Genomic DNA, 24,260 nt, shown 5'->3' with positions numbered 1-24,260 from the left:
AAACGTGCACAATACCGAAAAAATAAGATGTGGAAAAAGACGTTGGGACAAAAATATCCCACTAAATGGCAATAAAATAATTATAATAGGTCCCTTCAGAGATAAGTGAAGAAAAAGAAGAGAAACGATTTTTAAAGTTCCACAATATTGCTCCGTGCACTCCAAGTATACTTAGAGCCTATCCGAAAAGTGGTTACCTGCTATAACTTTTACAATATGCAATATGCAAAACCGGAACGGATACTCTGACATTATAGACCTATTGTGACTTTTCAACATGCATTACTGACTTTTCGGATAGGCTCTTAATCCGCTTTCCCTGTGAAAGGTTTCTCTGGACTCTTCAGGGAGAAGTTCAAAGTCGCAATTCTGTGCTCTTCTTCAAGCTTACTTATCTCATTAAGAAGCCCATCTACCAAAACTTATCAGGTTTATTCCCTCACATGCCTGACAATGTGCCCGGCTTCGGGAATGATAATTTTTGAAAGGGCCAGTTTTACGGCATTTGGCGACCCCGGGAGACAGAACACTGCCTTTCCTTTTATTACACCTGCTGATGCTCGGGTAAGGATTACCGATGTTCCTATTTCTTCAAGGCTTTTGTACCTGAAAAGTTCCCCGAAACCAGGGATTTCTTTCTCAAAAAGAGGGGCTACGGACTCGATAGTAAGGTCTTTTGGAGCAAGCCCTGTGCCTCCGCTTGTTACGACAATATCCGCAGAGCTGCCAAGAGCGGCAAAAAGGGAATCAAGAATTGAATATTTTTCATCAGACACAAGCCTGTAAAAAGAAACGCTATTGCCTGCAATCTCAAGAAGGTCTTTTATGGCTTTTCCTGAAAGGTCTTCCGCTTCTTCAGGAAAAAACGGATTTCCGTACTTTTCGTACCTTGAGGTTGAAATCGTAATTATGGCAAAAGAATAAGATTTTCTGGCGTCTTTTTTGTGAATTTCTGGTATGGATTCTTTCATGAAAACAGCACTCTCCAATATATTCAAATTATTCTCCTGTTCTGGGTATCCTGTTCAGTTGCTACATTGTGATTTTCACATTACAGTTTTCATATTATGATATTCACATTATGATTTTCACATTACGGTTTTCACATTACGGTTTTCACATTATGACTATTCTACCTGTCACCCTGTATCCTGTAATGTTACTTGCCTGCCCATATTTTAATAACTTATCAGCCCAATGCTCGGGTATGCACATACTTGCAGCGGATATAGGGACAGGTACGCAGGACATCCTGCTCTTTGATTCTGAAAAAGAGGTTGAAAACAGCCTGATAATGGTCATGCCTGCTCCAACACAAGTTACTGCGGAAAGAGTGCGGAGAGTGACAAAGGCAGGAAAGGCACTTGTGCTTACCGGGACCATAATGGGAGGGGGTCCTTCTGCATGGGCTGTCCGCACTCACCTGAAAGCAGGGTTCCCTGCATATGCTACTGAAGAAGCTGCTCTGACCATTCATGACAACCTTGAGAAAGTGAAGGCTTTCGGGGTCCGAATTGTCTCAAATAAGGAGGCAAAGAAACTTGCAGGTTCTGGGGAAGCACTGGAAGTTGTTATGAAGGACTTTGACCCCTGCGCCGTTTCATGCGCACTTTCAAATTTTGAAGTAAGGATGCCGGAAAATTATGCAGTGGCAGTCCAGGACCATGGAAACGCTCCGGATAAGAGCAACCGGGTATACAGGTTTGAACTTCTAAAGGAACTTATCGAGAAAGGGGGAAAGCTCGAAAATTTTGTTTTCCGACCAGAAGAAGTCCCGCAGGCGTTTACCCGCATGAAAGCCCAGGCAGATTCACTTCTTAAATCAACGACAGTACTTAAGACGAGAGCAGTACTCATGGATACGGGACCTGCAGCCATATTCGGAGCCCTTACCGATTCTGCAGCCGTCCAGCCTGCCATCGTGATCAATATAGGAAATGGGCATACTCTTGGGGCGCTTGTAAACGAAAACAGGATCACAGCTATTTTTGAGCACCACAGCTCCAGCATGAACCCGGAAAAACTTCAGGACTATATTATCAGGCTTGCAGAGGGGACACTTGGCTTCGATGAAGTTTTTACAGACGGAGGGCATGGCGCATATATAAAGGAAGCTCCGGGCTTTGAGCAAGTTAGATCTATAATGGTTACAGGCCCGAAAAGGGAGATGCTTGAAAAGCTTTCAGGTTCAGAGCTCAGGCAGGAAATTTCAAAAAAGATGCATTTTGCCGCACCCTTCGGAAGTATGATGCTTTCAGGTTGCTTCGGGCTTCTTGCAGGATTCTTTGAAAAATACCCGGAGCCATCAATAAAACTTATAAATAACTAAGTAGTAGGGAGTAAGTCACGTGACAGCTCCCACGAATAAATTCGTAGGCATCTATGGTATTTCAACCAACGCTATACTGCCCTAGAGCAACTATTTATTCGTGTCTCGCTTCCATCGTTTCAAGTTTTACCTTTGAAACTACTTCAAAGAACCCTATACTTGGAGTTTCAGAGCAAAGTTAAGCGGCTTCTGTAGCGTTTACAGCTCCCAGAACAAAACTTAACAATAAAGTATAGATTTGTAAGTAGAAAAACGTTATCTGTAATCAAATTATAGGAGAGGTGACGGCTGTATCCCGCCATTAAAATGATGGGGATTAGCCTTAGAAGCTCCTAAGCCCGGGATATATAAAATATTAGGGACTGTAAAACTTCAGATATGAGATTCCCTATCGGAGAACCCGGGGATGCAGATATTCTCTGCCAGAACCCGCAAGGGCCGGTTTACAGATAAATGTAAATACAGGCAGGTATCTCTATATGCACATATCTCCATATCCAACGGTTTGCTAAACGATATTTTGCGAACGTGATGCAAACATTTATATGCGGAAACAAATCCGTTACAACAAATTTCTATTAAAATCATTATCTTTCAGGAGAATCAAACTAATGGTACGAAAGCCAGGAAGTATGTACAGAAACGTGAGGCAGCGCTCATTTACCAGAAAGAAATACATGGGCGGTGTTCCCGGAAGTCAGGTTATTCATTATGACATGGGAGACAAAGCAAATACCACTTTCCCGATTAAAGTTTCCCTGATTGTTGAAGAAAAATGTCAGATAAGACATGTTGCTCTTGAAGCAGCCCGTATTACAGCAAACAGGCACCTGAGTACAGATGCCGGAAAGATGGGCTTTTACATGAAGCTCCGTGTCTACCCACACGAAGTACTCAGGGAAAACAAACAGGCAACAGGCGCTGGTGCTGACCGTGTATCCAGTGGGATGCGCAGGGCTTTTGGGAAGAACGTAGGTACTGCAGCAAGAGTAGAAGCAATGCAGAAGATCTTTACAGTAGCTGTTGAAAAGCAGAACTTCCAGGCTGCAAAGAAAGCTCTCTGGCATGCAGGACAGAAGCTGCCTACCCCTTGCAGGATCGTTGTTGATCAAGGGGCAGAACTGGTACAGTAACCAGTTAAACTGTTAAAATCAAAGGGAGTATAATAATGTACGATTACGAAGAGCTTTTGAACCGTGCAATGGCAAAGATGCCTGACACCGAGACTACGGACGCTCGATTCGTAATCCCTGAGCCGAGAATATTTTCCGAAGGCAAAACCACAATTCTGGATAACTTCGGAAATATTGCAGATATCCTTAACCGGGATCCTGACCACCTGATGAAATATCTCACCAGGGAACTGGGAACTGCAGGGAAGATAGAAGGCACACGTGCAGTCTTCCAGGGAAGGTTTACGAGAGCTCAGATCGCTGACAACATTCAGGCCTATGTGGACGAATACGTTATGTGTTCGGAATGCGAACGCCCGGACACCCAGCTTGTAAGGACGGATAGGGTCCTTGTCCTGAAATGTTCTGCTTGCGGGGCTCACAGACCTGTCAAAAAGAGAAAAGTAAGCAATGTGGTTGTCAGGGATGCCATTGAAGAAGGCGGAACCTACGAACTCCGGATAGATGCCGTTGGGTCCAAAGGTGACGGGATAGCAAAAATAGATAAGTATACTGTCTTCGTGCCCGGAGCCTCAAAAGGCGATGTGGTCAAAGTAAAGATAAAGAAAATCAGCGGAAACCTTGCCTTCTCAGAAAGGGCGGTTTAAGCTTTTTTAATATTTCAAGAGGCAGTCCAGGCCGACTACTAATATCAGTTCTCGTGCCCGGACAACTTAAGCCCCATTTTCAAGACTGACATTCTCAAACTGATATCTCAGATTAAACAGAGTATTCATGTTCAGCATTATATTCGGATATTATTTATTTTATATTCGGATATTGTCTATTTTTTAAAGAGTTTACGGCTTGTTGAGGCTGGTTTAGAGTGAATTTCTCGAATAAAAATACTTCTACTTAGCTTCTGGAAAGAAAAGGAGCGCTTTAGCGAGCTTGTTTAAACGAGTTGTTTAAACCAGAGACGGTTTTAAATATTTACCAGTCAAATCAAGAACCCGTAAGAAAATTACCTGTGAGAAAAAATGACTCCCGAAAAAAAGAATGTGCCGGACTTTTCTGCGAGAGACATAGATATAGAACTTCTCTCTATTCCAGGGCTGTCTGTGAACCTTCAGCGACATAAAGAAGAAACCTTGAAACTTACGGCAAGTGGAACACTTAAAGCAGTCTGCAGCCCTATCCTGAAAAAGATTAACTCACGCCTGCAGGAGGAAAAACCGGCTCTTGCACAGGAGGACAGGGTTATTCCTTCAGCCTGGCTGCCTCCCATCCCGAGTCCTGTTTTCAAGCGCCTCATTTTTGCAGAAGTCCAGATAGCTCTGGGAAAATATGTTCCTGAAACCGTTTCCATTGAGCTTACACGCCAGAACAGTTCAAGGTACCCGCCGGGAACAGATGCTGACGAACTGGATACGTATACAATTAAAAGAATAATAGATGAAGCCCTGGAACTTGGCACATTAATAATTAGTTTTACTGAGAATGACCCTCTCCTGCGCGAAGAAATTTTTGAGCTTGTTGAGTATGTGGACAAAAAACGCGCTATAGTTAATTGTTCCACCTGGGGCACGGACTTCTCAAAAGAAACTGCTCTCCGCCTGAAAGAAGCCGGACTTCACTCCCTCATGGTCGGCGTTTATTCAACTGATCCCAAAAAACATGACGCTATCCGAAAATCCGAAGGAGCTTACGAGCGAGCAATCTCAACCATAAAAATGGCTCTTGAAGCCGGACTCCTGGTTGTAATGACAACGCATGCCTCTTTCTCAAACATGAAGGAACTTCCTGCCCTCTACGCGCTTGCATCGGAACTTGGAGTACATGAATTTTCGGTATGGGAATCAATGCCAAAAAAAAGAGGCGAACCTGTAATTACTGACAGGGACCGGAGGACAATTCTTGAAATGTATCACAGGATAAACTCGGACCCGGAAGGTCCCCGAATGTTTTCAAACACCTATTTCGAAGGACAGATGCTGGGTGCAATGGCAGGCAGGCGCTGGATGCATGTAACTGCAGATGGAGATGTAAAACCAAGCCCTTATCCTCCTTTCAGGTTCGGGAATGTAAAAGAAATACCCTTAAAAGAAATCTGGCATAGGATCAGGAGCTATCCGTATTTCCAGCGGCAGAAGAGTTTGAGCCCCATGCATGATCCCGAGTTTATGGAATTAGTCGATAAAATCCCTGAAGAGGCAAAACTACCCTATCCGTTTGAAGAGATTTGCGAGAAATAACCGGATCTTATTACAGAATTACTCTAAATCCACTGGTAGCCGGATGAGGATAGTAAAGGGACGAAAACAGGCAGTTAATAAGGGATAATAGGTGGATAATAGGTGGATAATAGGTGGATGACAGTATCCGGGGCTGCCAGAAGATAAACATTTACATATGAGCAGGTATTTTTAAAGAGCAATTTAGCCGGAACGGAGTTTACACTCTTAATTACTTTACCCTTATTTATGTAGCAAAAAAAAGCTGCCTTCAGCGCTTTCGGGAAAAGGCAGCCCATGAGGGACTTTATGAATACTAAACTTGACCCGTGGAGTTCAAGCGATATCACTGACTATTCCAAGTTATTCGAAGAATTCGGGATTTCTCCTTTTGAAAATGTACTTCCGGAAATCCCTTCCCCGCATAAGTACATGCGGAGAAAAGTCATCTTCGGGCACCGCGACTACGAACAGATTGCAGAGGCTATGCGGACAGGTGCCCCTTTTTCAGTTATGGACGGTTTTATGCCTTCCGGGAGGGTCCACCTCGGGCATAAGATGGTCATGGACCAGATAGTCTGGCACCAGGAAATGGGAGCTTCAGCCTTTGTAGGGATCGCGGACAGGGAAGCTTTTTCGGTGCGCGGTTTTTCCTGGCAGAAGTGCAGGGAAATCGGGGTAGAAGAATACATATTAAGCCTGATTGCCCTTGGTTTCAAACCCGAAGGCCTCATTTACTTCCAGTCAGGTTGCGGGAGCGTTAAAGACCTTGCATTTGAACTCGGCGCTAAAGTCAATTTCTCAGAACTGAGCGCCATTTACGGCTTTTCAGGAGAAACAAGCCTCTCCCATATGCTCAGCGTGGCAACCCAGGCTGCAGATATCCTCCAGCCCCAGCTCGAAGAATTCAGTGGACCGAAGCCTGTTGTGGTTCCCGTAGGTCCGGACCAAGACCCTCACCTCCGCCTTACAAGGGGGCTTGCAGGCAAAATGAACATGTTCAAGGTAGAAGAGCGAGAAGATGTAAAGACAGGAAGGAAATACCTGAGTGTCCGGGGAAAAACCGCCCAAAAAGAAGCTTTGCAGGAGCTCAAGAAACGAATTCCCGGAAAAGTAAAACTCTACGAAGAACATATTGACGTGCTCGAATATCCCGATCTTGCAGGGCTTGAAAAGATTGTCAGGGAGGTTGCAGTCGAGTTAGGAGGCTACGCTTTCATTCCTCCTGCATCCACATACCACCGTTTCATGAGCGGGCTGCAGGGCGGGAAAATGTCCAGCAGCATCCCTGAGAGTCAGATTGCCCTTACGGACGACCCGAAAGAAGGGGCAAAGAAGGTAAAAAGGGCAAAGACCGGAGGCTGTGTAACCCTCGAAGAGCAGAAGAAGCTTGGCGGAAAGCCTGAAGAGTGTTCTGTCTTCGAGCTGATGCTTTTCCACCTGCTTGATGATGATAGAGAATTGCTGGAGATAAGGCAAGAATGTGTCTCAGGCACAAGGATGTGCGGCTCATGCAAACAGCTTGCAGCCGAAAAAATGCATGAATTCCTTAAAGATCATCAGGAAAAGCGGGAACTTGCGCGGGAACAGCTTGATGAGTACAGAATTATCTACAAAAACTGAATTGTTCAAATTAAGCTGTTCAAATTAAATTATTCAAACTAAATTAGCCATAAACTTATCAAATTCTTATAAAGAATCAATTTCTTAATCATTTCAGGAAGATCAGGACGTGGTCACAGTATGAGTGCTCAGGAAAACCTTACAATTAACGAGAAAAAGGTCTTGCTCGCCCTTGAGGAATTCGGGTCGGCAGCCCCCAATAAACTGGAAGAGGAATCAGGACTGCAGGTGGATGCGGCAATGCAGGCAGCCTTCATGCTCCAGGAAAAAGAGCTTGCTTCCGTTTCCGAAAAAGTGCTCGAACGCTACTCACTTACGAAGGAAGGAGAAGAATATACGAAAACCGGGCTTCCGGAGCGCCAGATAATTGATGCCCTGAAAGACCCGACCTCCCTTGAAGAACTGAGGAGTCGTTTTTCTCCTCAAACCGTGGGAATTGCAACCGGCTGGCTAGTAAAAAAAGGATGGGCAAAGGTTGAAAACGGATTGATGGTGCCTTCGGGAGAACCCCCTGCTGGCAAAGATGAAGAAGCCCTCGCATCTTTTGCAGGCAAGGCAAAGACTCTCGAAGAGCTTGCAGCTGACGAAAGAACTGTAAAGGACCTGCTAAAGCGCAAACTTGTTGTAAAACACGAAGAGAAGTTCAGGACGGTTTCAATAACAGGTGCAGGAAGTGCTCTTGCAGCACAGGGTATTGTCCTTGAAGAAGAAATTGCTCAGATCACATCCGACTTGCTGAAGAGCGGTGCATGGAAAGGAAAAAAATTCAGGCCCTACCGACTCGACATCACTCCGAAACCTCTTTACGGGACCAAAATTCACCCTTACAGGCGCCTGATCGAACAGATGCGCCAGATCTTCCTGGAGATGGGCTTTACAGAGATCAAAGGCGGCATAATCCAGAGCTCTTTCTGGAACTTTGACGCCCTCTTCCAGCCCCAGGACCACCCTGCAAGAGATATGCAGGATACATTCCACCTCGGCAGCACCTGCCAGATCCCAGCTGAATATTCAGATAAGGTAGCAGCGATGCACGAGAGTGGAGGGGACATTGACTCCTGCGGCTGGGGAGGGATATGGAACAGAGAACTTGCCGGGCGTAATGTGCTCAGGACCCATACCACTTCAGTAACCATAAAGTATCTCGCAGACCATCCCGAACCTCCTGCAAAAGCCTTCTGTATTGACAGGGCTTACCGCAGGGAAACAATTGACCCGACCCATACCCCCGAGTTCGAACAGCTTGAAGGCGTGGTCATGGGTAAAGATATGTCTTTTGCAGACCTCCTCGGGCTGCTTGCAGAGTTCTACTACAGGATGGGATTCGAAGAAGTCCGCTTTCGCCCCGGATATTTCCCCTATACAGAACCTAGCGTGGAACCTGAGGTTTATGTGGACGGCCTCGGTTGGGTTGAACTCGGAGGTGCAGGTGTCTTCAGAAAAGAAGTCACAGAACCTTTCGGGATCAAAGAACCCGTCCTTGCCTGGGGGCTCGGGGTAAGCCGGCTTGCCATGCTGAAACTCGGACTTAAAGACCTGAGACTCCTCTATCAGTCTGATATTGACTGGCTCAGGAGGAGCGAGGTTTGCAAGATCTGAAAACTTAATGCGAAGTATGCAGCATCTAAAAACTTAAGTGACTCATGGGCTGTAAAAACTGCCTGCTCCAGCCCACAGGCAATTTCTTTTTTCATATTTTTCTTTCACGATAAGAGGTTGGTATTTTGATACTCGATTTTTGACACTCGATTTTACCAGTGAGGTTGAAGATTACTCGCTAATTTCCCCGAAGCCGATAGGCCATGCTGCGCACAAGTTTGGGGAAAAAAATAGGACTGAAAAGCGCCTTCAAGGCTGCCCCTGGAAACTTCACCGAGAAACAAATGTTAAGCAGCTCCAGAACCTTATTTCTCACACGAAAATTTAAAACCGAAAAGAACGAACACAAAAGAGAAGACCAATCATGAACGCAAAAAATATGGAGAAACTACTAAAAGGGACTGGTACAGGACATCTCTCATACTTCTCCTATTTATTGCAATAACGGCTCTTTCCTCTGTATTTCTGCTTCCTGACTACTGTTATCTCTGGCTACTGGTAATAATCATAGGAATTCTGCTGCTTGTTATCTGGCACGCTAAAAATTTCGCTTACCGTTGCCCGGCATGCGGAGAGTTCTTTGAGGTTTCAACTCTAGAGAACTTCCTTGGCCCCAATTGCCTAAATAAAAAGTACCTGAAGTGCCCCAAATGCGGAAAACGGGGCTGGGCTAAAATTCTCAAGATTAAAAGATAAATTGTCTCAGGAATAAACGTTACCTGAGAATTGTTATCTGGAAATTGTTGTCTGAAACGCGGCCTTTATTTGATGAACCTGAAATCTTACTTGAAAAAGAGAGGTGGAAAGATTTCTGAAGAGTCGACGAAAAAAGCTTCAGGAGATAAACCGGAAAATACTGGAGCAGGTCAGGAGAATATGATGCAGAAAAATAGTCCCGACCCTCCGACAGGGGAGAGAATCTCCCTTCTCCCTCTCCTTACTGTCAATTTCATAGGTACGCTCGGGTTCAGCATAGTTCTCCCCTTCCTTGTATTTCTCGTGAACAGGCTTGGAGGAAATGCTTTCATTTACGGGCTTGCAAGTTCTATGTACCCTGCTTTCCAGCTCATAGGCGCCCCTATTCTCGGCAGGTGGTCTGACATTTACGGGCGTAAAAAGATCCTGCTCTTAAGCCAGCTAGGGACCCTGCTCTCATGGATCATCTTTTTTGCAGCCCTCTTTCTTCCGGTCTCTACTCTCTTTGAGGTCGATTCCGAAGTCCTGGGAGCTTTTGCCTTTACCCTGCCCCTTGCAGTGCTCTTCTTTGCCCGGGCTCTTGACGGGCTGACCGGAGGGAACGTGTCCGTAGCCAATGCTTACCTGGCAGACATTACTGAAGAAAAAGACAGAAACCGAAATTTTGGGAAAATGTCGATTTCCTCAAACCTCGGGTTCATAGTTGGCCCTGCCCTTGCCGGGCTTTTGAGCGTAACAGAATATGGAGAAGCGGCTCCTGTCCTTGGGGCAGTAGTGATTTCACTTATAGGGACAGCACTTATTGTGTATTATATCCCCGAAAAGAAAGAGTGTTCTCTTGAGGGACCTGCCAATATTGAAGATGTGAGAAAAGTATTTGGTTACGAGATAAAGGAATGCAGGGCTGCGCAGGAAACAGGGAAGCCTTCCTTCAGGGAGATTTTAAAGCTTCCTGATGTCCCTTATATGCTCGGCCTTTACTTCCTCATCTTTCTCGGCTTCAATATTTTCTACACCGCCTTTCCACTGCATGCGATTGCAGCTCTTGACTGGGACATCATGGAAATGGGTGTCTACTTTACTGTCCTGAGCGCACTTCTGATAATTGTACAGGGCTCTATACTCCCGGGGCTTTCAAAAAGATATTCGGATGCCTCACTTATAATATTCGGAAGCCTGATGCTCGGCACAAATTTTCTGCTGCTTATCCCGGGAGACCTCTTTCTGACCTATCTTGCAACAGGGTTTTTCGCACTGGGTGACGGGCTTATGTGGCCTTCATTTCTCTCCCTGTTATCAAAAATTGCAGGGAAGAACTACCAGGGAACCGTACAGGGGTTTGCTAGCAGCTTCGGAGGGCTTGCAAGTATAACCGGGCTGATCCTGGGCGGGCTTTTATATGAACTGTTTGCAGGAAGAGCCTTTTTGCTTGCAGGTATGGTAATTTATATCGTATTTTTGCTCAATTTCAGGCTCAGGAAATTTGAGAAAGAGCTAAAATACTGAGTCCGGCATCTTAATCTTCTGGCTCAACTGTTTATAAGAAATAAACATTCAGGCACTTATTTAACAATCAGGAAAAGGTAAGGTTTAATATCCGGAGGAATTAGCATGAATAACGTATTCAAAGTTTTAATATCTATTTTAGCGATCATTCTATTATTAGGGGTTGTAGTGATAGTGGGGGGGCTCGCTTATTTCCTTCCCGTGGAAAGAAGTAGCGAAGTGGAACAGACAGTTGTCTGGGAAGAAAGTTCGCAGGATACATTCGTGAGCGAATTACACAGCTATGAAGACAGTTTTGAGTTAATTTACAGTCCGGCAAATCCAGGTGCTATAATCGACTGTTACGTGAGCTATCACCTTCAGGAAAATGGAAACACGCTGGAAAATCTTGACAGAAAGTTATATGAAAATGTATCAATTAAAGATCCGATTTTGCTTGAGTTTCCGAGAAAAAAAGAATCCGTATACAAACTTGATATAACAATACAAGATAAAACCGGAGACGTACTGCATAGAAGTGGGATGGAAGTTCACTCCAGCTCAGAGAATACGAAATGAAAGGCAGGCGGAAAAACCAAACTGTTTAAGTAACTAGGGCTATATATTGAAAATACCATCAGTTAAAATAGAGAATTCCAGAATGCATCTTCAAAATGAAAAAACATCAAGTAAAAAGAAGCATCAAGTAAAAAGAAGCATCAAGTAAAGAAAACTATCAAGGTAAAGAAGGTTGTCAAGTAAAGAAAACTATCAAGGTAAAGAAAGTTATCAAGGAAGAAAATTATCAAGGTAAAGAAAAGCAGGGCTAAAAAGCACAGATAATAAAAAGCCAAAAAAGGAAACAGTAAAATGTTCGGTAACTCCCTTATTCTCATTATATTCGGATTTATTTTTCTTCTTTCTTTTATTCTCTGGGCCTGGACCCTTGTTGACTGCCTTCGAAAGGAGACGGACGAAGGGAATACACGCCTTATCTGGGTCATAGTTATTGTTTTTACATATATTTTAGGAGCTTTTCTTTATTACCTTATCAGGCAGCCTAAAAGAGTCAAAGAACTCGGGCGGTAACCTGGAAAGAGCCCTGATAGCTCCTGAAAAGGCTAAGAGAATTCCTGAAAAGACTCAAGAAAGATCTGGAAATTTTCAGGGAATATAGAAGGATCGTATTTGAAGAATAGAGAATTCAAATATATAAAGGAAAGAGAGAGGATTTCCCTCTCATAACGTTTTAAGGTATTCAACAACATCATCTACATCTTCATCGGTCATTTTCCACCTGGGCATCGTCAGGTCAAGAGGCTCCCCTGCGGGATCAATGCCTACCAGGATTGCCCTTTTGATGGTCTCTTCCGTGTATGGAGGGTGTTCTTCCTCTTCTTCATGGTCTTCAGAAACAAGGTTTTCATACCTGATATCCGAAGGGGTTTCATAACCCATCATTATCGGATAGCCTCCTCTACCGTCAGTCCGGTGGCAGTCAACGCAGCTCCCTCCATGAACGTACAGCCAGCGAGGGCCGTACTCGATCTCGATAATCTCACCGCTTTCGTTAAATCCTGTATAATAGATTAACTCCCCGTTTGACTCAAAATCAGTTATGTTATAGGAAGGAGAAATCCTGCCTGGATACATTCCACTACCTGGGTACATTCCACTTCCAGGATACATACCTCTACCAGGATATGAAGTCCTGTTTTCCGGATAAGTATCAGACCGGCCGAAGCCGTCTCCGGAACGAGAAAAATCCCACATTGTCCCGAACATAAAAATAAGGATAGCTATCCCTGCAATTAATAAAACCAGCAGGATATTCAGAAATGGACTTCTTTTGCTTTCCCCATCTGCGATAATTCAACCCCCTTCAAATCAGATCTGATTCGATTAGCAGACCTGTTGATCCTATTAGTCAATAAAGTTAACATACCTGATTCATCATTCAAGAAGCCAGGCTTTCTACATCGATTTTATCTTCTTTTTCCCCTTGTGCGCTTTGAAATGAATCTGGTTGCTGCAGAAACTAAGGCTACCAGAGCCAGTATCTTTTTCAAGCTGCGAAATATTCCGAACATTAAATCACCCCATCTTTAAAGCTCTTGCATTTATCGCTACGATTACGGTACTCAGGCTCATGAGAACTGCACCTATGGCAGGACTCAGTAAAATGCCATATCCATAAAGCACCCCTGCTGCAAGCGGAATTGCAAAAACGTTGTACCCGGTTGCCCAGAGCAGGTTCTGATACATCTTGGAATATGTCCTTCTGGAAAGCTCAATAATGTACAGCACGTCCCTCGGGTCATTTTTGACCAGCACAATATCAGCGGTTTCGATTGCAACATCCGTACCTGCCCCGATAGCTATTCCCACATCAGCCTGAGCAAGCGCAGGAGCATCATTGACACCGTCCCCGACCATGCCGGTAACATATTGCTTCTGGACTTCTATGACCTTTGCTGCCTTTTCGTGGGGAAGGACCTCTGCAAAGTAGTCGTCAAGATCCAGCTCCCTGGATACCCAGGCAGCAACATACCGGTTGTCCCCTGTAAGCATCAGGCATTTTATGCCCATTCCTTTGAGTTTTGAAATCGCTTCCCTTGACTCCTTCCTGACAATATCGGCAAGGGCAAGGGCTCCAAGTACCCTATCCCCTTCAAGCAGAAATACAACTGTTTTTCCCTGCTCCTTAATTTCGTCAATTTTCTCATCTTTCAGGCTGATTCCGGCTTCCTCAAGGTAGCCGGGGCTTACTACGAAGTATTTCTTTCCTTCAATTATGCCCTCGATTCCTTTCCCCGGAATGGAACTGAACTTTTCGACCGTTACAGAATTTATCCCTTTTTCCCTTGCACTGTCAAGAATCCCTCTTGCAATCGGGTGTTCTGAACTGGCTTCAAGGGAAACTGCAAGACTGAGAATCCTTTTGTCATTTATTTTGTCGTTTGTTTCTCCACCTTCACCTCCGAGAGAAACCACATCCGTTACCCCAAACCGACCTTCAGTGAGAGTACCTGTTTTATCAAAGATTACAGCCTCCAGGCTGCGAGCTTTTTCAAACGCCTGCCTGTCCCTGATAAGGAGTCCGGACTTTGCTGCCATCGAAGTTGAAACCGCAACCACTAGAGGGATTGCAAGCCCAAGGGCATGCGGGCAGGTGATGACCATTACGGTAACCGCTCTTTCAAGGGCAAAGACAAGTGCCTGCCCGAAAAGGGTCCAGAAGACAAAAGTGAGGGTCCCGACAGTCAGGGCTATGATCGTGAGGTACAGTGCAGCCCTATTTGCCAGGTCCTGAGTTTTTGATTTGCTTTCCTGCGCTGTCCTGACGAGTTCGACGACCTGGTTGAGGTAGGTGTCCTTCCCTGTTTTTTTGACCTCCACGACAAAAGCCGCCTCTCCATTGATAGAGCCTCCTATAACCTCATTTCCCGGATTTTTCGTGACAGGCTTTGACTCCCCTGTAAGCATCGATTCATTTACGTTGCTTGTTCCCTCTATTACAGTCCCGTCAACAGGTACTTTTTCCCCAGGCTTGACCAGAACCCTGTCCCCGATTTTCAACTGGTCAACAGGCACGTCAACAGTTTCGCCGTTTTTTCTCAGATGAGCAACCGAAGGCATGATTTTAACCAGCTCTTCAAGCGCCCTTGAAGCCCCCATTACAGAGCGCATCTCAAGCCAGTGCCCGAGCAGCATGATATCGATAAGGGTTACCAGTTCCCAGAAAAACACTTCTCCCATGAGCCCGAAGACCACAGCAGAACTGTAAAAATAAGCTACACTTATAGCGATAGCTATAAGGGTCATCATTCCAGGCGATTTTTCAGCAAGCTCCTGTTTTATCCCTTTGAGAAACGGATAGCCGCCGTAGAAGTAGACGACCGAGGAAAGCAAAAAGATGATGAAATCCGCACCAGGGACAAGAAACTCAAAGCCAAAAAAACCCTGGATCATAGGAGAGAGCAGCAAAACTGGGAAAGTTAACACGAGAGAAACGATAAATCTTCTTTTGAAATCTTCAAGCATATGGGTATGATGATTTCCGCGGTCTTTCCCGCCGGAAGGTCCATGGCCCTCATGCTCCATTCCTTCATGTTGCTCATGGCCTTGATCTTTCACTCCCTCATACTGTTCATAACCCTTATGTTTCATCTCTCCATGCTGCCCGTGATCCGTCGCTTTCTCTTCAGTAAGCATCGTCTGGTCTTCCGGATGACCTTCATGCAACACGTTTTCTGCAGGCTCATTCCCACCTTCTTTGTGAGATTCATGGGAATTTCCGGACATTTCCCTGCCAGAGTTGTCTTTTTTATCGTGAAGAGAGGGCTCATTTACCTGAACTTTAGAGCTATCAGTATTTGCCCCTTTATCCTCAGCCTGCATAATCCCTCATACCCCTGATTTTAATTTTATTTAAGATATTATAGTTCCTTAATATTATTTTAAAATAAGGGAATCAAATGTCCTGAGTCGGGAAAAAGGTATGACTTTTAAGCACACTCAGATAAACTCATTGAAATGGACCACAACTTAATAAAACACATAAAGATGAATAGGTAGCCTATAGTGTAGATTGTAGAGAATGGAATTTATAGAGAATGGAATGAGAAGGGATGAAGTTCGACATCTAAAAACTCAGGTACAGCCACTTTAGGAACATTTGCGTACGAGGAAGGAGCAGATCGAAAAACTAGATGAGAGTATCATCAGCAAACAGTTCATATCCAGATCCTGATACAGGAAAAAAGCAGGTTAAACATTAAGCTGCTTCCGAAGAATTCGCAAACAAAAACTATGGGAGAAGTTCTGGTGAGATAACACAAATTGAAGTTATAACAGGTCTATTCAAAATACTTAAATATGTTACTGTCGTTTATTTTTAAGGAGGCAGCAAAATGTTGGGTCAACAAAAAGAAATTGAGTGCGAACTATTTGAAATATATAATAAGAATCTGGATCGATTTTTTTCACTAATAAAATTTGTATTTGTAATATTTGGGCTATATACTTTAACATTATCTAACGTATACGGCAAACTCAACATACATGCACTTAACAACGTACAAATTATTTCGATATATTCTCTTCTTGCATGTTTACTTTTCATTAGCATAGCCTTTATTGTTCCATTTTCACAGCTGATAGTGCCAAAGGAATACAAGTTAAAACAAATAGGAAGTTCTATTCAGTTTAGAGAGGAAGACGAACTTAAAATACACAATAGAAAATTGCATGTAGTAGTCCGACAACAAGAAAACTATTATGTAAATTCATTTTTGCTGGTTTTGCTCTCTCTTATTTTCTTTTGTGGCCATTTTGTACCGTTTGTAATCTGTGTCGCCATTCCTGTTTTCATGATTTCCGTTTTATACCATCTTACATTTTCCGAATGGATGAAAAAAGAAAACAAAAGTATCAAAGTTGCAAAGCCTTACAAAGGATAAAAATCAACTTTTCCTTCAATTCTTATATTTCTTATTTTCCTTCGACATATGCTTTTTTAACTTAATTATTCGATATAAGTTATAAATTAGAGATATTTGACCGACTATACCCAAATTAAATATTACGCTGCTCCCGAAAAACATGACAAGAATTAAAGCTATGGTGAAGACAAATCACTATGAGACCAATTTTTTGACATTATTTTGTTATCATTTTAAAGCTTAAAAGAATAATGAATAAAGGAGTCAGAAACTAATTGTACAAAAGAAGATAACTAAGGTTGTTATAGTGAGGGTTAAAAGTCACAGATTTATCTTTACTCATGCTTTTTTGACTTTGTAAAACTCCTCAGTTTAAACCAAAACCACAATCTCTCTACCTTTATTTTGTATAGTTACTATATACAACCTCTTCGGAAGCTCTCCTTCTTCAAATTCTTCGACTTCGGAATTTTCATGTCCTTTCGCCAGGTGTTTAACCTATTCTCTACTGAAAAGTGCACTATAAACCCGCCCGCAGTCTCGTACATACCCTCTTCTCTGCGAATTCTTGTTCTATGCTTAAAGACCATAAGAGATTTTAATCAATATAGAAATTAAAAGATCAGTGTTAACGAATGAAATTTGCCCAGAACATAAAAAAGAATTAAAACATATAATTAAAATATAGAAGTAACAATATAACTATACATAGATTTCAGAACTTTAAAAAAATCCGGTTTAAACCCTCAAAAGGATGGATTTTTGATATGAAGGAAAACATCGATGAAATTGATGCCTATTTTAACAAAAAAGGGGAACCGACTGAAGCTGAAAATGTCAAACAGGGACATTGGGCAATGGAAAAGGCTTCTATAAATCCTACAAGAAGAAAACTTCTCAGGCTAGTTGGAGTCTTTGGGAAGACTGAAGAACAGTTAAAAGAAGAGTCAGGATTAAACGATTTCTTCTTTAAGTTTCATATGGATCTTCTGTTAAACGATAAATTCTTGAAATTAGAAAATGGAATGTACCGTCTTACAGATACTGGAATTTCTCTACATGACTCTGTATGTTAATAAAAGTAGTCTTCTGGTTCTGGTAGACTACCAGCCTTCAATGTTTAAAAGCATCGGTTCAGGGGATAAGAGCCTGATCATGAATGCAGTTGTAGGAGCGGCGAAAGCTGCGAATATCCTGGACGTCCCTGTTGTTTTGTCTTCTATTAACCCTAAAGCAATGGGTGAGTTTATTCAGGAAGTTAGCGGAATGTTCCCGAATCAGGAAGTGTTTGCACGGGGAGTTCCGAGTTTTGACGCTTTTGAAGATGAAAAAACCCGGAATGCCGTTAAGAAGCTGGGTAGAAATAAAATGGTCATTTCAGGACTATGGATCAGTATGTGCTTTACATATACTGCTCTACACGCCTTAAAGGAAGGGTATGAAGTTTACGGATTGATCGATGCTGCCGGGGACTCGACTCCATATGCGCATAAATACGGAGTCAAGAGAATGCTACAGGCAGGAGTCATCCCAATTACGACCGAATCGCTGGTCTCGGAATGGATGCATGATTGGAATAATCCAAAGGCAGGCGAGCTGATAAAAGAGGTTTATTCAAAATATGGTGCAATGATCGGGTTTCAATAATTTTCCAAGAAGAATAGAGTATCAAATAACAATTTCATAGCAACGGAGAATATCATGATTGAAACTAGAAAGATAGCAAAGGTCCTGAAGAGCAAGCCCACAATTGAAGGAGCAGGGGTCCACCTCAAAAGAGCATTTGGGTTCAGCCAGGTTCCTATTTTCGACCCCTTTTTGCTCCTTGATGATTTTAGGTCCGATAATCCGGAACACTACATCAAAGGTTTTCCCTGGCATCCTCACCGTGGCATAGAGACAATCACATATGTTCTTCGTGGTGATGTCGAACATGGGGACAGCATGGGAAACAGAGGAATTATTTCATCAGGTGATGTGCAATGGATGACCGCCGGAAATGGAATTATTCATCAGGAAATGCCCAAAGGAGACCAGGAAGGTTTGATGTATGGATTTCAGCTATGGGCTAACCTACCTAAATCTCACAAAATGATGGACCCGCGATATAGGGACGTGAAAAATGACCAGATCCCGATGGTATCGCTGGAGAATGGCACAAAGATAAGGGTCATTTGCGGAACCGTCGGAAGTGAACAGGGACCAGTTAGAGATATAGTCACTGATCCAGAATATCTTGATGTAACTGTTCCAGCTGGATCGGAATTCTCTCATCCTACAAGACGTGGACACACAGTGCTGGCTTACGTCATTGAGGGAAAGGGATACTTCTGCAAGGAAAAGGATCCGTTTTCCTACGAGATACAAGGTATCAACTATTTTGATATGAAGCGAGACCCTTTTCTGGAAAACGGAGACGTTGTTCTCTTCAATGATGGTGATCAGGTTATGGTTTCAACCGAAGGAGATCATGTCAGGTTCTTGCTAATATCTGGAAAGCCTATTGGTGAACCGGTCGCCTGGTATGGTCCTATTGTAATGAACACTCAAGAGGAGTTGCGTATCGCTTTTGATGAACTGAACAACAGGACTTTTATAAAGCAACATAGAAAGGAGAGGTAAATAAAATGAGCAAGTATCAAGAGCATGGGGGGCCTCATGATGCTCTTACTCCAGAAAATTCGGCGCTACTGCTTATCGATCACCAGGTAGGTCCCATGCAACTTGTACGAGAATGACTCCGGAAGAGTTTAAGAATAATGTCATAGATCTGGCCAAGACAGCAAAGATCTTTGATCTTCCCGTGATCCTCACCACGAGCGTGGACTGGGGACCGAACGGCACTATTCATCCTGAATTGAGTACACTATTCCCCGATGTTAAGGTAATCCGCCGTCCCGGTGTTATTAACGCATGGCGCTGGCCGGAATTTAGAGAGGCTGTAAATAATACGGAAGAAAAAAGCTCATAATTGCAGGAATCAGCGATTCAACGTGCTTGCAATTTCCATTATCAGATGCAGTTCTTGAGGGGGTTGATTTCCACGCAGTCATCGATGCGAGTGGGCCTGTAAGCATTTTTGAACGTGAAGCTACCATAGATACTCTTGCCCAGGCGGGTGTGAAGGTGCGCAACTGGTGGTCGGTTGGTGCAGAACTTTAGGCAGATTGGCGCATAGATGAAGTAAAAGGATGGTCGTATATAATGGTATTCGAGAGCATCTGCCTATCTGGGGTCACCTGCTCGATACTGTGACAGCGTATGGCACTGGAAAGATGGTCGCACCAAAGTAAACACAGACAGAGTAAGAGGCATGCGGCAATTATTACACAAGATTCCTTTTTTACTTATATCCTCTTATACGAAGCCGTTTCTGGACTTGTCTAGTACAGATACTGCAGTAGAATCAAAAAAGATAAAATATTTGCTGAAAGATGGTTTCTATTAAACCAATTAAATCAGCTGTAAGAAGCCGAAAATAAACAAGTAAAGATTTACCAGTTCATTCGGTCTAGTTAATGGTAATTCGTTATTATGGGGTTTGTTATTTCAGGAGATTTTTGCAGAGCTTAGAAATTATATATGCACCTGGTTTCTTTGATAACTTTACCAGTGTTATCTTTTTCTAAGAATCTCATGATTTCTTTGTCATGGGAAATCATTGTCTTACAATACGGGCATGGTTCTGCGTTTTTGTACGTTATAGCGTGCTTAAATGTTTCTGCATCTTCAAATTGAGCAATTTTTGAGCTGAACCATTTTTTACAGTTTGGACACCTAACTTCACAGATTTTTATCTCGCTCATTTTCCCATCATCTTTACATTTAATTTCAGATTGTATAAAGAAATATAGAACTTATATATAAAGTAGAGTGGCAAAAATTAGTCATTTTGTGGCACTAAAAGGACAGGTTCTCCCAATATATTTTTCGTGCATTTACAAAATAAATGGCTGTTACAGAATATCGTCCAACTGTTAAAAAAGGAAGAAATCAAGTAGAACCCAGAGAAAAAAACTAGAAATTAACGGCTTAGTTTTTAGGAGAAGAGTCTGAAAAAAGAAACTGAAAAACAGATACTTCTTCAAACATAGTTAATCAGGATAGTCTTCTATACATATTTTCATTTTTTCTTTGCAGTGTTGATCCCAAGCATAGTATAGGGAGTGCAGTGTCTAAGGATCGAGCTATAGAGTCCGGTAAAAGCTATAAGCGCGACGATCCACTTTAAAGGAGAACTCTTTACAAGATTCATTGCAAGAGCAAGAGTTGCAACCACTCCAAGTATGGTTCGGATAACGAGGTCAAAGCCTCCTACGTTTTGTTCCAGAAATAATCGTTTGATATTCATCGGACAAAAACCCCTTATAAACCCTCTTACATACTATAGATCCCTTCAATATATAGCGTTATTCTGTTTGTATTCTATTTATATTTCGCTTGTCAAAAAAGTCCTGAACAGGGAAATTATGAGAACCCCCTGTAGAAAAGGTCCGTATATTCCCGAAAAATCACAAAATATATAACAAGAGATGAGAAGGTTTCTAGCTATGCCCGAAATAAAAATTGACAGGTCTCTTTCATACATCGAAGGCACCCAGCGCGTGTATGATGAAGCCACGACCCTTGAAAATACAAAAGATCAGATAAAAAAGATAGGTGTTACCCGAATTGCAGATATCACAAACCTGGACAGGCTCGGGATTCCGATCTTCTCGGCAATCCGCCCCAGTGCCGCTCCTGGAGCGATCAGCATCTACTCAGGTAAAGGTTCAACCGAGCAGAGAGCCAGGATTTCGGCAATAATGGAAAGTTTTGAGCGCTGTCTGGCAGAAAGACCCGGCCTGAACGCAAACATTGCGGGAGACATTTCTGCTCCGGCCCTTGTAGAGTCATATTTAAACGCCAGGGAAAACTGCAGCGTGCTTGACCCCGGTTCCCTGCTCCTGGCCCAGCCCTTCAACCCAAGCTCTCTGCTTGAGTGGGTAGGAGCGCACGATTTGCTGAGCGGAGAAGAAGTATTCGTGAGCGCAAATGCTGTCTACCACCCCTATGACGCCCCTGGGCAGTGTCAGAAGTTTTTCCTGAGCAATACCAACGGGTTGGCTTCAGGAAATGTGCTTGAGGAAGCTATCCTGCACGGGCTTCTTGAGGTTATAGAAAGGGATGCAATCAGCATAGCCCAGTTTACCCGAGACCTTGGAAAAGAGATCGTGCTGACCGAAGAAGACGGATACCTGTACGATCTTGCCCGGAAGTTCAAAGATGCCGGAATAAACCTGAAAGTCTGGCTTGTCCCCACGGATACCGGAGTCCCCACAGTTATTGCGGCGACTGATGACGCAAAATTGAAAGATCCGGCTCTTCTGGTTATGGGGGCAGGTTCCCACCCTAAACCTGAGATCGCAGTTGCAAGGGCAATAACTGAAGCTGCGCAGTCGAGGGTTGTCCAGATTCAGGGCGCAAGGGAAGACACGGATAGGGAAGGCTTTATCAGAAGCGTAGGGTACGACCGAATGAAGCGTCTGAACTGGTTCTGGTTCCAAGAAGGAGAAAAGATTTCCCTTTCCGAAGTGCAGGACCTCTCCAGAAAGAGCCCTGCAGAAAATATAGACATGATACTTGAAAATCTAAAGAACCTTGCTGAAAGGGTGCTTGTCGTGGACCTCTCAAGAGAAGAAATCGCAGTGCCTGTAGTCAGGGTAATCATACCGGGCTTTGAACTTTTCACGATCGACCGTGACCGCAAAGGAAAGAGAATTAACGCAGGGAAGAAGAGAGAGTTTTCCAGGGACATAAACGATAAGCCGTGGAAAAGAAGATGAAAGCAAGAGCAGTCATATTCACAGGAAATAGCATCAGCCATGAGGATGCAAAAAAAATCCTCATGGCAAACTACCAGCCTCCCGTACGCAGGTTCCAGCTTGAAAAATTCATCCAGCAGGGGTATACGGTCATGGGGATCATAGATGGGATTTTCTTTGACCGGGCTGCAGTAGGACACAGGGAGATAATGTCTGCCCTTAGTGCAGGAGTGAAAGTTGTGGGTGGTGCCAGCATGGGAGCCCTTCGGGCTTCGGAACTGGACACACATGGCATGATAGGCGTCGGGAAAGTCTATGAATGGTACAGGGATGGCATTATCGAGTCCGATGATGAGGTAGCCGTAAGCACCAATCCTGATACGTTTGAGCCCATCTCCGTGCCCCTGGTAAATATGCGGGAAACCCTTAAAGCCGCTAATGCTGCCGGACTTGTAAGTGAAAAAGAACACGATGACCTTCTGGAACTTGCAATCAATACTTACTACCCTGACAGGAGCTATCTCGGGCTTACAAAGGAAGGGGCAAAAAAAGGTCTGATGCCGGAAGAAAAAAGAAAGAAACTTTTTGATTTTTGCATTAACAGCGAAATTGACGTAAAAAGGCAGGATGCAGTGCTTGTACTTGAAACCGTAAAAAAGCTGGTTGGAGAAGCCTGATGCTTAAAGCCTCCTCAATCAACTTTTTCGGCTCTTCAAATCTGTTTTTTCAAGTTTTAGCTCTTCAAGTCTTTTTTTCAGATTTCTTCTGTGAGTCTATTTCGGAAAAACGGCAGTATGAGACATTCCTGGTTTAGAGAAATTTGAAAATTATTCCTGTTTCGAAGACTACGGGAAAAACGGCCGCAACTACCTCTGCAACTGCATAGAACTGTTTTTCCATTAGGGAAAGCTATCTCCCTTATTTATTTTAATCTTTAACTTAATTTGCCCTGTAATATTCCTCTGTTTCGGATCCTATTTTATCTATTTTGCCTTCACCGAGCAATTTTTCAAGGACAGGACGAAGGCTTTCAGGGTTCATGCTCAGACCCTGCCAGGTCTGTTCGAAGGTACAGGGCCTTCTAAGGAGAAGTGCATAAACCTCTTCATCCAGATCCCGGTGTAAAACCATTACCTTCTTCTTTTTTCCCTTTAAAACAAGCCTTACTTTTTCATCTCCGAACTCCGAAACGAAACGTTTCGCAATTTCTCTCAACCTCTCCTCAGAGATCGGCTTCACCCATTTTTCTGCAGGAGGGCGGCTGATTGTCAGAACTTCGATCTCGTCAGGGCATATGTACCTGATTGTTTTTATCAGGCTTTCGACCTCTTCATCAGTGCTGTTCAGAGGCTCGCCGGTTTCACTCTCAAGAAACATGACCTCAAGTGCAAGCCTTCTTCCGGAATCGGCTTTTGCAAGTTCCCGCAAACCCTCGATTATTTCCTGCAGGTCTACGCCGGGGGCAGGCCTGTGTATCCTTCTCCAGGTATTTTCGTTTCCTGAGACCAGAGTTGCAACAACCAGATCAGCCTGGGCCAGGTTCTTCCGGACATCCTCTCTTCCCACAAGAGAAGAATTCGTTATTACACAGATAGGAATCCCGCTTATTTTCCTGACACCCCGAATCATCTTCCCCAGAGAAAGGTTCAGAGAAGGTTCACACGTTCCGGAAAAGGTGACATAGTCCAGGCCCTCGATATCTTTATAGAACTTCTGGAAACTCTCTAAAACTTCATTAGAGGTAACTAATTCTTTCACATCTTCAGGACTTCTGAGTTTTAGCTCAACATGCCCGAGCTGGCAGTAGATACAGTCATAGTTACAGTTCTTTTTCGAGCAGGTGTTTTTAATCACATCGACTCCGAGAGACCTTCCGAGCCTTCTGGAAAGAATAGGCCCGTATACGATTCTTGACTTCATTTTTTAACTCTTCC

23 protein-coding genes are annotated in these 24,260 nt (G+C 43.6%); 17 read left to right on the top strand and 6 right to left on the bottom strand.

All coding sequences use genetic code 11. The features are described from left to right. Window positions 1-431: 431 nt before the first annotated feature. On the bottom strand, window positions 432-971 hold the full coding sequence (locus FXV91_RS06055; protein ID WP_229389440.1) for a molybdenum cofactor biosynthesis protein B: 540 nt from the start codon (window positions 969-971) through the stop codon (window positions 432-434). Between the two features lie 236 nt (window positions 972-1,207). Between FXV91_RS06055 and FXV91_RS06050 the strand changes: the two genes are divergently transcribed. The 9 genes from FXV91_RS06050 (at window position 1,208) to FXV91_RS06010 (ending at window position 12,167) form a co-directional block, all read left to right on the top strand. After that, the gene (locus tag FXV91_RS06050) at window positions 1,208-2,329 is read left to right on the top strand and encodes a DUF1786 domain-containing protein (protein WP_229389438.1); all 1,122 of its coding nucleotides are present in this window, start codon (window positions 1,208-1,210) and stop codon (window positions 2,327-2,329) included. Between the two features lie 611 nt (window positions 2,330-2,940). Then, window positions 2,941-3,462, top strand: coding sequence for a 50S ribosomal protein L16 (locus FXV91_RS06045; protein WP_229389436.1), 522 nt, complete (start codon window positions 2,941-2,943; stop codon window positions 3,460-3,462). Between the two features lie 35 nt (window positions 3,463-3,497). Further along, window positions 3,498-4,109, top strand: coding sequence for a translation initiation factor IF-2 subunit beta (locus FXV91_RS06040; protein ID WP_229389434.1), 612 nt, complete (start codon window positions 3,498-3,500; stop codon window positions 4,107-4,109). Between the two features lie 372 nt (window positions 4,110-4,481). Beyond that, on the top strand, window positions 4,482-5,696 hold the full coding sequence (locus tag FXV91_RS06035; RefSeq protein WP_229389432.1) for a radical SAM protein: 1,215 nt from the start codon (window positions 4,482-4,484) through the stop codon (window positions 5,694-5,696). A 288-nt stretch (window positions 5,697-5,984) separates the two neighbouring features. Beyond that, on the top strand, window positions 5,985-7,298 hold the full coding sequence (locus tag FXV91_RS06030) for a tryptophan--tRNA ligase (protein WP_229389430.1): 1,314 nt from the start codon (window positions 5,985-5,987) through the stop codon (window positions 7,296-7,298). 120 nt (window positions 7,299-7,418) lie between these two features. Continuing rightward, complete coding sequence (locus FXV91_RS06025) at window positions 7,419-8,897, top strand: phenylalanine--tRNA ligase subunit alpha (protein WP_229389428.1); 1,479 nt, start codon at window positions 7,419-7,421, stop codon at window positions 8,895-8,897. Between the two features lie 876 nt (window positions 8,898-9,773). After that, entirely contained in the window at window positions 9,774-11,099 is a 1,326-nt protein-coding gene (locus FXV91_RS06020) for an MFS transporter (RefSeq protein ID WP_229389769.1), read from the top strand. A 105-nt stretch (window positions 11,100-11,204) separates the two neighbouring features. After that, window positions 11,205-11,657: a hypothetical protein gene (locus FXV91_RS06015; protein WP_229389426.1), complete on the top strand. Its 453-nt coding sequence runs from the start codon at window positions 11,205-11,207 to the stop codon at window positions 11,655-11,657. A 291-nt stretch (window positions 11,658-11,948) separates the two neighbouring features. Continuing rightward, entirely contained in the window at window positions 11,949-12,167 is a 219-nt protein-coding gene (locus tag FXV91_RS06010) for a PLDc N-terminal domain-containing protein (protein WP_229389424.1), read from the top strand. Between the two features lie 150 nt (window positions 12,168-12,317). On the opposite strand, the gene FXV91_RS06005 is transcribed toward FXV91_RS06010, so the two are convergent. After that, entirely contained in the window at window positions 12,318-12,863 is a 546-nt protein-coding gene (locus tag FXV91_RS06005) for a cytochrome c (protein WP_229389422.1), read from the bottom strand. Between the two features lie 309 nt (window positions 12,864-13,172). Further along, window positions 13,173-15,479: a heavy metal translocating P-type ATPase gene (locus FXV91_RS06000; protein ID WP_229389420.1), complete on the bottom strand. Its 2,307-nt coding sequence runs from the start codon at window positions 15,477-15,479 to the stop codon at window positions 13,173-13,175. 512 nt (window positions 15,480-15,991) lie between these two features. On the opposite strand from FXV91_RS06000, the gene FXV91_RS05995 reads away from it, so the two are divergent. The 6 genes from FXV91_RS05995 to FXV91_RS05970 all read left to right on the top strand — a co-directional run bounded on the left by FXV91_RS05995 (window position 15,992) and on the right by FXV91_RS05970 (window position 19,684). Beyond that, window positions 15,992-16,540, top strand: coding sequence for a hypothetical protein (locus tag FXV91_RS05995; protein ID WP_229389418.1), 549 nt, complete (start codon window positions 15,992-15,994; stop codon window positions 16,538-16,540). A gap of 749 nt (window positions 16,541-17,289) precedes the next feature. After that, entirely contained in the window at window positions 17,290-17,598 is a 309-nt protein-coding gene (locus tag FXV91_RS05990) for a hypothetical protein (protein WP_229389415.1), read from the top strand. Next, window positions 17,582-18,169, top strand: coding sequence for an isochorismatase family protein (locus FXV91_RS05985; protein ID WP_229389413.1), 588 nt, complete (start codon window positions 17,582-17,584; stop codon window positions 18,167-18,169). The genes FXV91_RS05990 and FXV91_RS05985 overlap by 17 nt, the downstream gene beginning before the upstream one ends. A gap of 54 nt (window positions 18,170-18,223) precedes the next feature. After that, entirely contained in the window at window positions 18,224-19,144 is a 921-nt protein-coding gene (locus FXV91_RS05980; protein ID WP_229389411.1) for a pirin family protein, read from the top strand. A gap of 181 nt (window positions 19,145-19,325) precedes the next feature. Then, window positions 19,326-19,493 carry a hypothetical protein gene (locus FXV91_RS05975; protein ID WP_229389409.1) on the top strand — a complete coding sequence of 56 codons (168 nt, stop codon included), beginning with the start codon at window positions 19,326-19,328 and terminating at the stop codon, window positions 19,491-19,493. 26 nt (window positions 19,494-19,519) lie between these two features. Further along, window positions 19,520-19,684: a hypothetical protein gene (locus FXV91_RS05970; RefSeq protein WP_229389407.1), complete on the top strand. Its 165-nt coding sequence runs from the start codon at window positions 19,520-19,522 to the stop codon at window positions 19,682-19,684. Between the two features lie 407 nt (window positions 19,685-20,091). Here FXV91_RS05970 and FXV91_RS05965 read toward each other — a convergent pair whose 3' ends face one another. Both FXV91_RS05965 and FXV91_RS05960 read right to left on the bottom strand, forming a co-directional pair. Continuing rightward, window positions 20,092-20,328, bottom strand: a complete 237-nt coding sequence (locus tag FXV91_RS05965) for a hypothetical protein (protein ID WP_229389405.1) — start codon at window positions 20,326-20,328, stop codon at window positions 20,092-20,094. A 317-nt stretch (window positions 20,329-20,645) separates the two neighbouring features. Next, entirely contained in the window at window positions 20,646-20,873 is a 228-nt protein-coding gene (locus FXV91_RS05960) for a DUF2892 domain-containing protein (protein WP_229389403.1), read from the bottom strand. Between the two features lie 199 nt (window positions 20,874-21,072). Between FXV91_RS05960 and FXV91_RS05955 the strand changes: the two genes are divergently transcribed. Then, window positions 21,073-22,347: a YcaO-related McrA-glycine thioamidation protein gene (locus tag FXV91_RS05955; protein WP_229389401.1), complete on the top strand. Its 1,275-nt coding sequence runs from the start codon at window positions 21,073-21,075 to the stop codon at window positions 22,345-22,347. Further along, complete coding sequence (locus tag FXV91_RS05950) at window positions 22,344-23,003, top strand: TfuA-related McrA-glycine thioamidation protein (RefSeq protein WP_229389399.1); 660 nt, start codon at window positions 22,344-22,346, stop codon at window positions 23,001-23,003. The genes FXV91_RS05955 and FXV91_RS05950 overlap by 4 nt, the downstream gene beginning before the upstream one ends. A 262-nt stretch (window positions 23,004-23,265) precedes the next feature. Here FXV91_RS05950 and FXV91_RS05945 read toward each other — a convergent pair whose 3' ends face one another. Beyond that, the gene (locus tag FXV91_RS05945; RefSeq protein ID WP_229389397.1) at window positions 23,266-24,246 is read right to left on the bottom strand and encodes a radical SAM protein; all 981 of its coding nucleotides are present in this window, start codon (window positions 24,244-24,246) and stop codon (window positions 23,266-23,268) included. Window positions 24,247-24,260 lie beyond the last annotated feature (14 nt).

The sequence above is a fragment of the Methanosarcina sp. DH2 genome, assembly GCF_020804225.1.
In the GTDB taxonomy this organism is placed as follows: domain Archaea; phylum Halobacteriota; class Methanosarcinia; order Methanosarcinales; family Methanosarcinaceae; genus Methanosarcina.
Note: the sequence above shows the minus strand (reverse complement) of the source record. Positions and strands in the feature narration are given on the sequence as shown.

What these genes read in the sequence shown, in the direction of transcription:
- FXV91_RS06055 (WP_229389440.1), bottom strand. Translation starts at nt 971, where the DNA reads ATGAAAGAATCCATACCAGAAATTCACAAAAAAGACGCCAGAAAATCT.
- FXV91_RS06050 (WP_229389438.1), top strand. Translation starts at nt 1,208, where the DNA reads ATGCACATACTTGCAGCGGATATAGGGACAGGTACGCAGGACATCCTG.
- FXV91_RS06045 (WP_229389436.1), top strand. Translation starts at nt 2,941, where the DNA reads ATGGTACGAAAGCCAGGAAGTATGTACAGAAACGTGAGGCAGCGCTCA.
- FXV91_RS06040 (WP_229389434.1), top strand. Translation starts at nt 3,498, where the DNA reads ATGTACGATTACGAAGAGCTTTTGAACCGTGCAATGGCAAAGATGCCT.
- FXV91_RS06035 (WP_229389432.1), top strand. Translation starts at nt 4,482, where the DNA reads ATGACTCCCGAAAAAAAGAATGTGCCGGACTTTTCTGCGAGAGACATA.
- FXV91_RS06030 (WP_229389430.1), top strand. Translation starts at nt 5,985, where the DNA reads ATGAATACTAAACTTGACCCGTGGAGTTCAAGCGATATCACTGACTAT.
- FXV91_RS06025 (WP_229389428.1), top strand. Translation starts at nt 7,419, where the DNA reads ATGAGTGCTCAGGAAAACCTTACAATTAACGAGAAAAAGGTCTTGCTC.
- FXV91_RS06020 (WP_229389769.1), top strand. Translation starts at nt 9,774, where the DNA reads ATGATGCAGAAAAATAGTCCCGACCCTCCGACAGGGGAGAGAATCTCC.
- FXV91_RS06015 (WP_229389426.1), top strand. Translation starts at nt 11,205, where the DNA reads ATGAATAACGTATTCAAAGTTTTAATATCTATTTTAGCGATCATTCTA.
- FXV91_RS06010 (WP_229389424.1), top strand. Translation starts at nt 11,949, where the DNA reads ATGTTCGGTAACTCCCTTATTCTCATTATATTCGGATTTATTTTTCTT.
- FXV91_RS06005 (WP_229389422.1), bottom strand. Translation starts at nt 12,863, where the DNA reads ATGTTCGGGACAATGTGGGATTTTTCTCGTTCCGGAGACGGCTTCGGC.
- FXV91_RS06000 (WP_229389420.1), bottom strand. Translation starts at nt 15,479, where the DNA reads ATGCAGGCTGAGGATAAAGGGGCAAATACTGATAGCTCTAAAGTTCAG.
- FXV91_RS05995 (WP_229389418.1), top strand. Translation starts at nt 15,992, where the DNA reads ATGTTGGGTCAACAAAAAGAAATTGAGTGCGAACTATTTGAAATATAT.
- FXV91_RS05990 (WP_229389415.1), top strand. Translation starts at nt 17,290, where the DNA reads ATGAAGGAAAACATCGATGAAATTGATGCCTATTTTAACAAAAAAGGG.
- FXV91_RS05985 (WP_229389413.1), top strand. Translation starts at nt 17,582, where the DNA reads ATGACTCTGTATGTTAATAAAAGTAGTCTTCTGGTTCTGGTAGACTAC.
- FXV91_RS05980 (WP_229389411.1), top strand. Translation starts at nt 18,224, where the DNA reads ATGATTGAAACTAGAAAGATAGCAAAGGTCCTGAAGAGCAAGCCCACA.
- FXV91_RS05965 (WP_229389405.1), bottom strand. Translation starts at nt 20,328, where the DNA reads ATGAGCGAGATAAAAATCTGTGAAGTTAGGTGTCCAAACTGTAAAAAA.
- FXV91_RS05960 (WP_229389403.1), bottom strand. Translation starts at nt 20,873, where the DNA reads ATGAATATCAAACGATTATTTCTGGAACAAAACGTAGGAGGCTTTGAC.
- FXV91_RS05955 (WP_229389401.1), top strand. Translation starts at nt 21,073, where the DNA reads ATGCCCGAAATAAAAATTGACAGGTCTCTTTCATACATCGAAGGCACC.
- FXV91_RS05950 (WP_229389399.1), top strand. Translation starts at nt 22,344, where the DNA reads ATGAAAGCAAGAGCAGTCATATTCACAGGAAATAGCATCAGCCATGAG.
- FXV91_RS05945 (WP_229389397.1), bottom strand. Translation starts at nt 24,246, where the DNA reads ATGAAGTCAAGAATCGTATACGGGCCTATTCTTTCCAGAAGGCTCGGA.